Annotated in this window: 11 protein-coding genes; 5 read left to right on the plus strand and 6 right to left on the minus strand. The window is 57.4% G+C overall.

What is annotated here, in order from left to right; genetic code table 11:
- Position 1: 1 nt before the first annotated feature.
- From LC093_RS11985 to LC093_RS12000, 4 genes are all read right to left on the minus strand, one after another.
- Positions 2-1,051 carry an NAD(P)H-dependent glycerol-3-phosphate dehydrogenase gene (locus tag LC093_RS11985; protein WP_226665030.1) on the minus strand — a complete coding sequence of 350 codons (1,050 nt, stop codon included), beginning with the start codon at positions 1,049-1,051 and terminating at the stop codon, positions 2-4.
- Between the two features lie 316 nt (positions 1,052-1,367).
- Positions 1,368-3,284, minus strand: coding sequence for a molecular chaperone HtpG (htpG, locus tag LC093_RS11990; RefSeq protein ID WP_226665031.1), 1,917 nt, complete (start codon positions 3,282-3,284; stop codon positions 1,368-1,370).
- A 217-nt stretch (positions 3,285-3,501) separates the two neighbouring features.
- Complete coding sequence (locus LC093_RS11995; protein ID WP_226665032.1) at positions 3,502-4,725, minus strand: serine hydrolase domain-containing protein; 1,224 nt, start codon at positions 4,723-4,725, stop codon at positions 3,502-3,504.
- Between the two features lie 337 nt (positions 4,726-5,062).
- The gene (locus LC093_RS12000; protein ID WP_226665033.1) at positions 5,063-5,665 is read right to left on the minus strand and encodes a peroxiredoxin; all 603 of its coding nucleotides are present in this window, start codon (positions 5,663-5,665) and stop codon (positions 5,063-5,065) included.
- Between the two features lie 347 nt (positions 5,666-6,012).
- Between LC093_RS12000 and LC093_RS12005 the strand changes: the two genes are divergently transcribed.
- From LC093_RS12005 to bfr, 3 genes are all read left to right on the plus strand, one after another.
- Entirely contained in the window at positions 6,013-6,225 is a 213-nt protein-coding gene (locus LC093_RS12005) for a bacterioferritin-associated ferredoxin (protein WP_226665034.1), read from the plus strand.
- Between the two features lie 175 nt (positions 6,226-6,400).
- Positions 6,401-7,720, plus strand: a complete 1,320-nt coding sequence (locus LC093_RS12010; protein WP_226665035.1) for a DUF2254 domain-containing protein — start codon at positions 6,401-6,403, stop codon at positions 7,718-7,720.
- A 301-nt stretch (positions 7,721-8,021) separates the two neighbouring features.
- Entirely contained in the window at positions 8,022-8,504 is a 483-nt protein-coding gene (gene bfr / locus LC093_RS12015; RefSeq protein ID WP_226665036.1) for a bacterioferritin, read from the plus strand.
- A gap of 160 nt (positions 8,505-8,664) precedes the next feature.
- Here bfr and grxD read toward each other — a convergent pair whose 3' ends face one another.
- Positions 8,665-8,997, minus strand: coding sequence for a Grx4 family monothiol glutaredoxin (gene grxD, locus LC093_RS12020; RefSeq protein WP_226665037.1), 333 nt, complete (start codon positions 8,995-8,997; stop codon positions 8,665-8,667).
- Between the two features lie 310 nt (positions 8,998-9,307).
- Positions 9,308-10,315: an alpha/beta hydrolase gene (locus tag LC093_RS12025; RefSeq protein ID WP_226665038.1), complete on the minus strand. Its 1,008-nt coding sequence runs from the start codon at positions 10,313-10,315 to the stop codon at positions 9,308-9,310.
- A 286-nt stretch (positions 10,316-10,601) separates the two neighbouring features.
- On the opposite strand from LC093_RS12025, the gene LC093_RS12030 reads away from it, so the two are divergent.
- Together LC093_RS12030 and argF are read left to right on the plus strand one after the other, a co-directional pair.
- A complete protein-coding gene (locus LC093_RS12030) occupies positions 10,602-11,789 on the plus strand; it encodes an aspartate aminotransferase family protein (protein ID WP_226665039.1) in 1,188 nt (395 codons plus the stop codon).
- An 18-nt stretch (positions 11,790-11,807) separates the two neighbouring features.
- A complete protein-coding gene (gene argF, locus LC093_RS12035) occupies positions 11,808-12,722 on the plus strand; it encodes an ornithine carbamoyltransferase (protein WP_226665040.1) in 915 nt (304 codons plus the stop codon).
- The last annotated feature ends 429 nt before the right edge of the window (positions 12,723-13,151 follow it).

Below are 13,151 nucleotides of genomic sequence, written 5' to 3' on the forward strand. Positions count from 1 at the left end.
GTTACGGCCTGGCGGAATAAGCAACATCAAACGTCTGCTCCCCAGACATCAACTCGCGGATGACTGTCGGGATCGCCGTTCCTTCAAATAATATGGCGTGAATCGCAGAAACCAAGGGCATGTAGACCTCCAGCTCATCGGCCTTGGCCTTGATCAGGCGCACGGTGTTCACACCCTCCGCTACCTGGCCGATTTCCGTAATTGCCTCATCGAGCTTCTTGCCCTTGCCTACGAGGTAACCCACCCGGTAATTCCGGCTGAGGTCCGAAGAGCAGGTGAGAATCAGGTCGCCTACCCCGGCGAGGCCGATAAAGGTCATCGGGTCTGCCCCCATGGCCTCGGCAAAGCGCATCATTTCCGCCAGTGCTCGGGTAATCAACAGGCTGGTGGTGTTCTGACCACGCCCCAGCGCCACTGCCATACCGGTAACAATCGCGTAAATATTCTTCAGCGCTCCCGCCAGCTCCACGCCAAACACGTCATTGCTCGAATAAACGCGGAACGTCTCGGAATGCAGTACTTTCTGGATGGTTTCACACAGGTCCGCATCTTCACTGGCAACCACCGTCGCGGTGTAATGGCCCGCCACGATTTCCTTGGCAAAGTTGGGTCCGCTCAGCACCCCCACGCGCATGCCTTCGGTTTCTTCCCGCAGGATGTCGCTCATCAGGTGGAAGCAGTCGTGCTCGATACCTTTGGTCAGCGAAATCAGGATGGTCCCCGGTGCCAGTGCCGGCGCCGCGCGGCGCACGACTTCCCGGAAAGACTTGCTGGGTATGGCAACAAACACAATCTGGCAGCCCGCAACCGCGGCTTCCAGATCACTGGTCACCTGCAATTTCGGGTCCAGTTCAACGCCGGGCAGGTAATAGGCATTTTCCCGGTTGGCCATGCAGGCCGCAGCGCGCTCGGGGTCGCGCATCCACTGCCGGGTATCGTGATTATTGCCCGCAACGATATTGGCAATCGCGGTGCCGAAGCTGCCGCCGCCGAGAATCGCAATGGATTTCAAAGAATCAGGTTTGCTAGAGGTAGCGTCACTCTGGGTCATAAAACATCTTTGTCTGAGAAGTTGGGCCGATTATACGGGGCTGCAGCAGCCAGCCCAATGGCACCAGAGGGTTCTGTACCGTTTTTGCCAAGATCACCGGCAAATACGTGAAATAACCAGCAAATCGCGCAATAAAGAACCAACAAACTATAGTGCAGGCTGCTCGATTCACGCGGCGAAAAAAGCCGGGCGCACGATTCGTGGAGGAAATACATTCCGGCCGCAAACCGGGCCGGGGAGAGCAAAATCCGGGCCCCGATCAAAACCGGGGCCCGATCGCCGGGCATCCATTGCCCGGCAGCCAAGAACGAACCGATTAGCGGTTCAACTCCAGCAGCAAGGTGTTGAGTCGACGCACATAATCCGCCGGATCCGCCAGCTGGTTACCAGCCGCCAGGTTGGCCTGATCCATCAGGATGTTGGTCAGGTCGGCAAAGCGATCCTCATCCTGCTCCTGATCCAGGCGCTGCACCAGCGGGTGGCTCGGGTTCAACTCGAAGATTGGCTTGGCCTCCGGCAGAGCCTGGCCGGCCTGCTCCAGGATACGGCGCATCTGCATGCCCATATCGTTGTCGCTCGCCACCAGACACGCGGGTGAATCCACCAGGCGGGTTGTCGCGCGTACATCTTCCACGCGCTCGCTCAGGACGTCCTTCACGCGCTCAACCAGCGCACCGGACTCCTTCTCAACCTTTTCGCGCTCGGCCTTGTCGTCGTCGTTTTCAGCTTCACCCAGGTCCAGCGCGCCCTTGGCAACGTCCTGGAACTGCTTGCCATCAAATTCCTGCATATGGCCAACGAACCACTCGTCCACCTGGTCGGTGAGCAGCAGCACTTCGATGCCTTTCTTGCGGAAAACTTCCAGGTACGGGGAAGACTTGGCCGTGGCGAAGTTGTCGGCACACACGTAGTAGATGTGCTTCTGGCCGTCCTTCATGCGGGAAACGTAGTCTTCCAGAGACTGATCCTGCTTGTCGGCATCGGTGTGGGTCGTCGAGAAGCGCAGCAGCTTGGCCACTTTCTCTTTGTTCGAGAAATCTTCAGCCGGACCTTCTTTCATCACGGAACCGAACAGGTCCCAGAACTTCTGGTACTCGTCAGCGTCTTTCTTCGCCAGCTTGTCGAGCATGTCCAGCACACGCTTGGTCAGCGCACTTTTGATCGCGTCGGTATTCTGATCCTTCTGCAGGATCTCGCGGGACACGTTCAGCGGCAGATCGTTGGAGTCGAGCACGCCTTTCACGAAACGCAGGTACAGCGGCAGGAACTGCTCGGCGTCGTCCATGATAAAGGTGCGCTGTACGTACAGTTTCAGGCCACGGGCGGCATCGCGCTGATACAGGTCGAACGGCGCACGGGCAGGAATGTACAGCAGGCTGGTGTAATCCAGCTTGCCTTCCACCTTGTTGTGGCTCCAGGTCAGCGGCTCATCAAAGTCGTGGGAGATGTGCTTGTAGAACTCTTTGTACTCCTCGGATTTCACCTCGGAGCGCGGGCGGGTCCACAGGGCCTGGGCAGCGTTCACTGCCTCGAATTCCGGCGCCTTGTCGGCTTTCTCTTCACCCTCTTCCGCAGAAGGCATTTCTTCCTTCAGCATTTCCACCGGAATGGCGATGTGATCGGAGTACTTCTTGATGATCGAGCGCAAACGCCAGCCGTCAGCGTATTCTTTGGCATCGTCTTTCAGGTGCAGCACGACGCGGGTTCCGCGGTTCGGCCACTCGACGTTTTCCACGGAGTATTCCGCTTCGCCACTGCACTCCCAGTGCACGCCCTGGCTGGCGTCGACACCGGCGCGACGGGTGAACACGTCTACCTTGTCGGCAATGATGAATGCGGAGTAGAAACCGACACCGAACTGGCCGATCAGGTGCGCATCTTTCTTCTGATCCCCGGTCAGGTTCTGCATAAAGTTCGCGGTGCCGGAACGGGCGATGGTGCCCAGGTTCTCGATCACTTCATCGCGGCTCATACCGATACCGTTATCGGTAATGCTGAGGGTACCCGCGTCCTTGTCGAACTCGATACGGATACGCAGGTCCGGGTCTTCCGCCAGCAGTTCCGGCTTGGACAGCGCTTCAAAGCGCAGCTTGTCTGCGGCGTCGGATGCGTTGGAAACCAGCTCGCGCAGGAAGATCTCCTTATTGGAGTACAGCGAGTGGATCATCAGGTGCAGCAGCTGCTTGGCTTCGGTCTGGAACCCGTGGCTTTCTTTATGCGCCTCAACAGTCATGGATCAGTTCTCCCCTACTTAAAACGTCGATCAGTCAGCCAATATTGGGCCGTCCGAAATCAATTCAAGCGATAGACGCAAATTTGGGAAGTAAAAAACCCTTGAGTCAGCAAGGGCACCGGTAGCGCTGACAACAGGCAGGAAAGGAAAAGGGAGGGAAAAGAAAGGAAAATCGCCGCGGCACCGGCCACCGGGCCGGCGCCACAGTCAGCAAAAGCTACTTCTTGGCCGCCGCCATAGCCTGAACCAGGGCGCCCTTGCCGACGATATCGGCAATAAAGTTGGCGGTAAGATCCGAGATCACGCGGGATTCTGCATTCATCAGGATCACAATCCCCACCTTGCGCTTCTCCGAGTAGGCCACTGCAGCGCGGAAACCAGCCACCCAGCCGCCGTGAAAGATAACGCGGTCGTCGCCCACGGTATACAGCCGCCAGCCCAGGCCGTAGCCCGCGTGATCAATGTAATCGCGCCAGATACGGTGGCGCATATGGCGCTGGGTTTCGACCCGCTCGGTGGTCATATCGCGGATAACCTCCGGCGACAGCACTTCCGGGTAAGCGCCCATCTGCGCCTTCAGCCACTGGGCCATATCGCTGATGCTGGCATTTACGCCGGCGGCGGGGGCCGCCAGATAGTATTCCTTTTCCACCTTGACCGGTCGCCAGCCGCGGCCGGTCTGCACATGTGGTGCCGCCCGATTACTGGCCGCCATAAAGCTTTCCCACCCCAGCGAGGCATCTTCCATGGCCAGCGGCGTAAAGAAGCGATCCTTCAACTGACGGCTGTACGGCACGCCGGTCGCCTTCTGGATCACGTCTTCAATCAGGCTGAAGAGTACATTCTGGTAGCCGTAGCACTTGCCGGGCTTACAGTGGGGATCAATGGAGGAAAACATCGGCAGGATTTTTGACACCGGCCGGTTATCTTCGAGGTAGTTATCGTAGGCATTCGGGGTCAACCCCGAGGAGTGACTCAGCAGGTGCTGCACCTGCAACTGCATGGACAGCGCAGGCGTTTTGAAGCTGAGTTCGGGCACGTAGCGCACCACTTTGTCAGCCCAGCTGAACTTCTGCTCGTGCTCGAGCACTGTGGCGGTACTTGCAGCGAAAGTTTTGGAGACCGAGGCCAGGCGGAACACCGTATGCCGCGTCACCTGCTCCGTTTTGCCCTGCATACGGACACCGTAGGTGTCCATGGCAACCACCTTATCCCGGTCGACGATCACATAGGCCGCCCCCGGGATATCCTGCTGTTTCAGCAGCTGGCGAAAATAGCGGTCAAACTCTTTTGCGCTTACATCAACGCTCTTCGCTACCGCTTTGGCGCCCTCACGGGCACTCTTGTCCCCACGGCTGCCATCCGCCCACGCGGCCGCCGCGCCGGCAGCTACGACGAGCGCCAGGCCACATGCGAAGGAACGAGCCAGTCGCTGACTCAAAGACCGGCAGCCACTCGAATGCGGACGCGCCAGTGAGCTTTGAATTGCTTTGCTAATTTCCATTGTGCCGTACTACTTGTGCCGTACTACAGACTGCCGCGGCAGCGCTTGTTGAAACTTGTATTAAGACTAGCAGCCCCGGTAAAAATTCTGAGGGCCGGAAATTTTTTCAGTTGCGCCGGCATTGTAATCAAACCGGAACCATCACGCACTTTCGACCTGAAACTGTGCACAAACTGTATTATTCTGGCATTTTTTGGCACAAAAAAACCGCCTTTCGGCGGTTTTTTAGGCGAGAGTCGCACTGCGTGTAGTGCGACCTGAAATCGCGACAGGCTTACAGCTTGTCGGAGTTCTCGCTCAGGTAAGCTGCAACGCCTTCCGGAGAAGCGTTCATGCCCTTGTCACCTTCCTGCCAGCCAGCCGGGCAAACTTCGCCGTGCTCCTGGTGGAACGCCAGCGCGTCAACCATGCGGATCATTTCGTCAACGTTACGGCCCAGCGGCAGATCGTTAACTACCTGGTGACGTACAACGCCTTCTTCGTCGATCAGGAAAGAACCACGGAAAGCAACGCCGCCTTCAGACTCAACGTCGTAGGCCTGGCAGATTTCGTGCTTAACGTCAGCAACCAGGGTGTACTTAACCGGGCCGATGCCGCCGTCGTTCACCGGGGTGTTACGCCATGCGTTGTGGGAGAACTGGGAGTCGATGGAAACACCGATAACCTCAACACCACGCTTCTGGAATTCTTCGAAACGGTGGTCGAAGGCGATCAGCTCAGAAGGACATACGAAGGTGAAGTCCAGCGGGTAGAAGAAAACTACAGCTTTCTTGCCTTTGATGGCTTCTGCCAGGTTGTAAGTGTCAACGATTTCGCCGTTGCCCAGTACAGCCGCAGCAGTGAAGTCCGGAGCGGGCTTGCCTACCAATACAGCCATGAGAACCTCCTCAATGAGATATGAATTGCTGTGAGAGTTGGATTGATCAATTTATAACCGACGGCTATAAATTTATTAAAGATCGATAGTGGCCGGCTATGATACACAGCGCCTCATACCAGTCCCATTAATTTTTTATATAAAGGCAATAGCAGGCGCCACCGACCAGCCGCTCAAATCTGCGCACTCCGAAAACTCGCAAGTCAGGTATTTCCCATCCGGTCACTCCGGGGCCAACTAGACTAATTACCAGGCAGTCAATGAAACTTATTGACACTCATTCTCATTACCAATAAGATCCAAGCCAACTTACTCTTACTAATCATTTTTGCGCCAGGTTATCTGCGATGTACGTATGTATCTGTAAAGGCATTACCGACAGCCAGATCAAAGAAGCCGTTTACGACGGTTCTACGTCCGTGAAATCGCTGCGTCGCCACCTCGGCGTTTCCTCCCAGTGCGGTCGCTGTGCCGAGCTGACCCAGGAGATCATCGACGAAACCATGGCCGGCGGCGTGATGGCCACAGCCAACAGCGGGCTGTTTTACTCAGCCTCCTGATCGAACCCAGATTTCCCTGCGGGTACCGACCTTCTCTCCCGGCACCCGCTATCCCCCCCAGCCTCTCTTTCAGCACCCCAGTTCCACCAGCAAGCACCTGCCACTGTTCTATCTTTAATGGCGTCGCCCCAATATCGCGCCGGAGTCCTGTGACCCGAGCCCCATAAAGAGCCCCATGAAACAGCAGTTGCTGCACCTGACGGAACGCCTGCGCGCCAGCTTCTGGCTGATACCCGCAGTAATGATGGCCGCCGCAATACTGCTGGCGCACGGCCTGCTGGCACTGGACCAGCAACTACAGATCGATCACCTGCCCGGATTCCGCTGGCTGGAACTGCGTGATCACGACAGCGCCCGCTCACTACTCTCCACAATTGCCGGCAGCACCATTACCGTCGCCGGTACCGTATTTTCCATTACCACCGTTGCCCTCACCCTTGCCGCCAACCAGTTTGGGCCGCATCTGGTGCAGAACTTTATCCGCGACCGCGGCACGCAGATTTCCCTGGGGATTTTTCTTGCCACCTTTGTATACGCGTTAATGGTTATGCGCGGCATCGATGCAGGAAACAGCAACGGCAAAAGCCAGAGCCTGGCGGTCAGCACCGCCATCCTGCTCGCCCTGTTTTGTATCGCCTACCTGATTTACTTCATTCACAACGTGGCGCAATCCATCCAGGTGGACAACATCACGTTCCATATCAATCGCGAATTTCGCCACGCCATCGAGCAGATTTATCCGACGGAGGAAAGCCGCGACCCGCGCAACCGCCGTATCCCCCTGCGCGATCTGAATCTGGGAGACGACTGCCTTCGCATACCTGCCGAGTACGGCGGCTACGTACAACTGATCGACCGGGAAAAGCTGCAGAAGTGGGCTACGGTCAACCGTTGCCGGGTGCAGCTCGAGTGCCACCCCGGAACCTACCTCAACCACTGGAGCTGCATGGCGAGCATTTTTGATCCGCCGCGGAATAAGGATACCGGGGAGATTGGCGCAGCAATCCGCAGTGCAATCACGATTGGCTCACAACCAACCTCCGAACAGGACATCATTTTCTCCATCCGCCAGCTGGCGCAAATTGCCGTGCGTGCGCTGTCCCCGGGCGTCAACGATCCCTACACCGCCTATGCCTGTATCGACCGACTCATTGATGGCATCGGCGTAGTACTGCAGCGCCCGCCCCTGCCCAATTGTTTCCACGATGACGAACAGCAATTGCGGCTGGTCACCAGCGAGCTGGACTTTGCCGACGTACTCGCCGCCGCGCTGGATGAAATTCGCGAATACGGCAGCCAGAGTGCCGTGGTCATGCTGCATTTACTGGGCGCACTCAACGAGCTCGCCAGCATCTGCTCCCGCGACGAAGACAAGCGCGCCCTGAAACACAGCCTCGAACGGCTGGCAGAAGACTGCGAAAACCTGATCAAAGACAAATTCGATACCGCGGCCATCCAGAGAAAAATTGCCGAGGTCCACAACCGGCTCGCATAGTTTCCACAAACCGCCCGGACGAGAGCACACGCAAACAATCGAAACAGCAATTGTTCTCATTGCATTTTTCTGCTGCTTTCCCGTTAATTTTCGTGCTTTTTGCCCGCATGTTTCCCGAAAATCCTTTCTTGACTTGCGATTTCCAGCGCCGCAAACTCACCTCGCTCATCCGCTGCGACCCTACAATTAGGGCTATTAAAAGGGACGTCTGAAATTCGACAGGATTTTGTTCGAGACGCCCGACGCGCGAACCGAATTCAGTAATTAATAAAATGTCCCTCCAGGGCGAAAGGAGAAAGCAATGAAAGGCGATCCCAAGGTCATCGAACATCTGAACAAGGCACTGGGCAACGAGCTCATTGCCATCAACCAGTATTTCCTGCACTCGCGGATGTTCAAAGACTGGGGCCTGAAAGAACTGGCCGACAAGGAATACCACGAGTCCATCGACGAGATGAAGCACGCCGACTGGCTCATCGAACGCATCCTGTTCCTGGAAGGTATCCCCAACCTGCAGCACCTGGGCAAACTGCTGATCGGTGAAAACACCGAAGAAATGCTCAAGTGCGACCTGAAGCTGGAGCAGAAAGCCATTCCGGACCTGCGTGACGGCATCGCCTACTGTGAATCGGTACGCGATTACGGCAGCCGCGAACTGCTGCAACGAATCCTCGACTCTGAAGAAGAACACGTAGACTGGCTGGAAACCCAGATCAGCCTGATCGACAAAGTGGGCCTGCAGAACTATCTGCAGACACAGATGGAAAAAGCTTCCGAGGAATAACCGCTATTCCTGCAGGAGCCTGTAGGAGCTTGCTTGCAAGTGAACCAACTGGTGCCTGGCCCACCATTCGCCGGCAAGCCGGCTCCTACACAAAATCGAGACATAAAAAAACCGCGGTCATCGCCGCGGTTTTTTTATGTCCGGAACAAACCGGGATCGATCACTCGCCTTCAGCAGCACTGCCGGCAGCTTCATCGACCAGGGTCTTCAGCTCGCCGTTCTCATACATCTCCATGATGATGTCACAGCCACCGATCAGCTCCTGCTTCACCCACAGCTGTGGGAAAGTCGGCCAGTTGGCATACTTGGGAAGCTCTGCACGAATATCCGGGTTAGCCAGAATGTCCACGTAGGCAAAGCGCTGGCCACAGGCCATCAGCGCCTGGGACGCGCGCATGGAAAATCCACACTGGGGCGCGTTGGGGCTGCCTTTCATATAGAGCAGGATGTCGTTATCAGAGATCTGCTGCTTGATGTTCTCCAGAGTATCCATAGGGATGACTAACCTCGGGTTGTATGACCTTGTTGACCTGTCTGGTCGCGATAAGCGCACGAGCGGCGCTGGTACCGGCACTGACACAGATGCGCGCGGGGCGGCATTGTACCCCAGTAAGCCCCCTACCAGAAAAGCCCCCCGATAACAGAGACTGCAAATGCCCTCCTCCACCCGGCTCGGGCCGGGTTACTTGTCGGACGGGCGGCGGGCGAACCGCCCACAGAGGGACGGCCGCCACTACTCTATAGGCACTTTCTATAAGTACTCTCTATAGCCTCCACCCTATATCGGCGACTATAGGCCAGGATCAGTCAACGGGTTCCGGCGTCCCCGCCCAAACGCCGGGCTCACGGCGCGGCAATTCAGATTCCCGGCCCAATGGCCCGCGCAGGTCGACGATTTTTGACTCGATACACTGACGGACAAGGTACGCAACCGGGCTGCCATTGCCGCGCTCATCCTTCAGGAAATACGTATGCCCCTTCGGGTCAAACTCATTGTTGAAGCGGCTGCAGTCGAACGCGAAGACATTTTTCGGGGTTTTCTCGATATCTTCCGGCCCCGTCAGGCCCAGGCGCCGGGAGATAGTGAGGCGGCGAATATTCGCCAGTTTGCTGGCCGGCATCGCCCAGTCATCGCTGGCGTGGAATGTCAGGACCCGGTTGGCGGCATCGGCAAGGTGACGTCCATCTTCGCCCGCCTCGAAAATATCGTTGGTGACATCCGCCGCCACCATAAAGATATTGCTGAAGAGCCTCGGCATGGATCCGCCACCAAAGCTTTTCACCCAGTGGGCCACCCCTTCCGTCAGCACGCGGCCACCCATAGAGTGGGCCAGGATATTCATACGGCGGAAACAGGGGTCGCTGAGGGAAATATTGGTATCGCGCCATTGCATAAATTTGCCCAGCGCTCGCGCGAGTGCTTTTGCCGAATCTGAAGCGGCCTCCTGATCGTCCCAATAATCATCCAGAAGGTGCAACACAGAATCATCGTCACAGGGCCAGATAAACGGGATGACAATGCTGGTCTCGCCCATCAACTCCTGCAGGATTTTGGCATTCGGGAAAATCTCCCGCTCCGGCGTATTGTTGAAACCGTGGATGTAAAACAGCACCTGCTCGGCCCGAGGGTTATCGGTTTTGAGCCGGCTGAAAAACTCGGTTGCCCCAAGCTCGAGATATTCCCCCTCGCTCGGGCGCTCACAAAAATAGATATTCGGGAGCGGTACCGTATTCTGGGTACTGAAGGTAAGCGCGCGGCCTGCTTTGGATTCCGGTCCCTGGTCCGGAGTGCGGTTGGTAATGAAGTACATGAAGTCCTCCTTGTTCGTGCTGGTCGAATAATTGACCCGACAGCGCATCCTTGCACCACGATATGCACGGGCGTACCTATCTTAAGACCGAATGGAACAAGCAGTCGATTTCATACCGTTACAGGCAATACGCGCCAGTTACTATTTGGCGATCCCCAGTCTGTGGCGCGTCATCGTCTCTGTGCTAATATTGCCGGCTTCCCGGGGAAATTGCGGTCAAGCGTCACTTCAGGCGTATTTTCTGCGGTTTTCCCTTTCTTTGGCCCACCTATAGAGGAGATAGCAAGTGGCCACACCCGCACTGATGCAGAATTATGGCAACAGAACCCTGACCCTGGTCCGGGGCGAAGGTAACTATGTGTGGGACGACGCTGGCCGACGATACCTCGACGCTATCTCCGGTATCGCCGTGTGCGGCCTCGGCCACTGCCATCCGGCCGTCACCGAAGCCATCCAGGATCAGGCGCAGACCCTGCTGCACGTGTCCAACCTCTATAACATTCCCCCCCAGGAGCAACTGGCGGAAAAACTGGTTGGCCTGTCGGGCATGGACAATGTGTTCTTTTCCAACTCCGGCGCCGAAGCCAACGAGGCGGCGATCAAGCTGGCGCGCAAGCTCGGCAACGAGCGCGGTTACGCCTGCCCGAAAATTATCGTGACCGAAGGTGCATTCCACGGTCGCACCCTGGCCACCCTAACCGCCACCGGCAATGCGAAAGTCCAGCAGGGCTTTGCGCCGCTGCCGGAAGGCTTCCTGCGGGTGCCTTACAACGACGTGGCCGCCATCGAAAAGCTCGCCGCCGAACACGATGAAATCGTCGCTATCATGCTGGAGCCGGTACAGGGCGAAGGCGGTATCCGCGTCCCCGACGCCGACTACCTGGCGCGCCTGCGCGCACTGTGTGACCAGCAGGACTGGCTGCTGATGCTGGACGAAATCCAGACCGCCAACGGCCGCAGCGGCAAGATGTTCGCCTATCAGCACACCGACGGCCTGCTGCCCGACGTCGTAACCACCGCCAAGGGCCTGGGTAATGGTGTACCCATCGGCGCCTGCCTGGCCCGCGGTAAAGCCGCGGAACTGTTCACTGCTGGCAGCCACGGCTCCACCTTTGGCGGCAACCCGCTGGCGTGTCGTGCCGGTTCCGCGGTACTGGACACCCTGGAACGTGAAGCACTGGTCGAGCGCGCCGAGCAGCTCGGCATCCAGCTACTGGATCAGCTCAAAAGCGAGCTGGCGCACTGCGCCCACGTGACCGATATCCGCGGCCTCGGCCTGCTGATCGGCATCGAACTGGATCGCCCCTGTGCCGAACTCGTCGACCAGGCCCGCACCCAGGGCTTGCTGATTAATGTCACTGCAGGCAATGTAGTGCGTTTGCTGCCGCCGCTGACCCTGAGCGATTCGGAGTGCAGCCATCTCGCGCTTACCGTGGCCGCACTGGTACGCGACTTTGCCCAACAGGCCGCCTGATTTACGGAGGAATTACCCATGGCAGTCAGACACTTTCTCACCCTCCTCGACCTGAGCAAGGACGAGCTGCGCGGCATCATCGAACGCGCCATCGAACTCAAGGCCCTGCGCAAGCAGGGCATCGCCAGCGAGCCGTTCCGCAACAAAGTGCTGGGGATGATTTTCGAGAAGTCCTCTACCCGCACCCGGGTTTCCTTTGAGGCGGGCATGGCACAGATGGGCGGCAGCGCCCTGTTCCTGTCCCCGCGCGACACCCAGCTGGGCCGCGGCGAACCGATTGAAGACAGCGCGCGCGTCATCTCGCGCATGGTCGATATGGTGATGATCCGCACCTTCGGCCACAACGTGCTCGAGCGCTTTGCCGAGTACAGCCAGGTACCGGTGATCAACGCCCTGTCCGACAGCTACCACCCCTGCCAGCTGCTGGCCGACCTGCAAACCTATGTAGAACACCGCGGCAGCCCCGAAGGCAAAGTGGTGGCCTGGGTAGGCGATGGCAACAACATGTGCCACTCCTACATCAACGCCGCCCTGCAGTACGACTTTGAACTGCGCATCGCCTGCCCTGAAGGCTACGACCCGGACGAGAGCATCCTCGCCACCGCCAAAGACCGCGTGCAGGTTGTGCGCAAGCCGCAGGATGCCGTGCGCGGTGCCGACTGGGTGGCCACCGATGTGTGGGCCTCCATGGGCCAGGAGACCGAGCAACAGATCCGCATGAAAGCGTTTGACGGCTTCCTGGTGGATCACGAGCTGATGAGCCACGCTAACAACGATGCCATCTTCATGCACTGCCTGCCGGCACACCGCGGTGAGGAAGTCAGCGGCGAACTGCTGGAAGACGACAAAATCTCTGTGGTCTGGGATGAAGCGGAAAACCGCCTGCACGCCCAGAAGGCATTGATGGAGTTCCTGCTGGAAAGCGGCAGCTGATGTCGCAAAGGCGCCGGGTCACCCGGCGCCTTTTTTTGGTTTGACGGGACAATTTTCAGACAAACTGACGACCGCCTGATCAGCAGTATGGCGACGATTCATTCACAGGTTATTTTACGAACAACCGGCACCTTTTAGCCCTTAATGGCCATGCCGAAAGTACCAGGTTGATCAGTCATTGAGCGACCCGGCGGGGTTATTGCTGAGCTTAATTTGAGACCTGATTACTATTAAAAAATATTCTTAAAATCTGCTCACAACGCTATCCACTGGTTACTTTTTATACCCCACCAGTAACGACGGGCTTTAGCGGCGGGGAAATAGCTTTGGCGCAACGCCTACCCACAATTTATCCACAGCTAACCCCATACTTATCCGCCTTGAATTACCCCCCCAATCGCATTATCTTGTTGGTCATCCGGAGCCGCA

It is taken from the genome of Microbulbifer aggregans (genome assembly GCF_020524005.1).
Lineage (GTDB): Bacteria > Pseudomonadota > Gammaproteobacteria > Pseudomonadales > Cellvibrionaceae > Microbulbifer > Microbulbifer aggregans_A.

Bases quoted from the DNA above. Each gene is read 5' to 3' on its own strand.
- LC093_RS11985 (WP_226665030.1), bottom strand. From the start codon at position 1,051: ATGACCCAGAGTGACGCTACCTCTAGCAAACCTGATTCTTTGAAATCC.
- htpG (WP_226665031.1), bottom strand. From the start codon at position 3,284: ATGACTGTTGAGGCGCATAAAGAAAGCCACGGGTTCCAGACCGAAGCC.
- LC093_RS12000 (WP_226665033.1), bottom strand. From the start codon at position 5,665: ATGGCTGTATTGGTAGGCAAGCCCGCTCCGGACTTCACTGCTGCGGCT.
- LC093_RS12005 (WP_226665034.1), top strand. From the start codon at position 6,013: ATGTACGTATGTATCTGTAAAGGCATTACCGACAGCCAGATCAAAGAA.
- LC093_RS12010 (WP_226665035.1), top strand. From the start codon at position 6,401: ATGAAACAGCAGTTGCTGCACCTGACGGAACGCCTGCGCGCCAGCTTC.
- bfr (WP_226665036.1), top strand. From the start codon at position 8,022: ATGAAAGGCGATCCCAAGGTCATCGAACATCTGAACAAGGCACTGGGC.
- grxD (WP_226665037.1), bottom strand. From the start codon at position 8,997: ATGGATACTCTGGAGAACATCAAGCAGCAGATCTCTGATAACGACATC.
- LC093_RS12025 (WP_226665038.1), bottom strand. From the start codon at position 10,315: ATGTACTTCATTACCAACCGCACTCCGGACCAGGGACCGGAATCCAAA.
- argF (WP_226665040.1), top strand. From the start codon at position 11,808: ATGGCAGTCAGACACTTTCTCACCCTCCTCGACCTGAGCAAGGACGAG.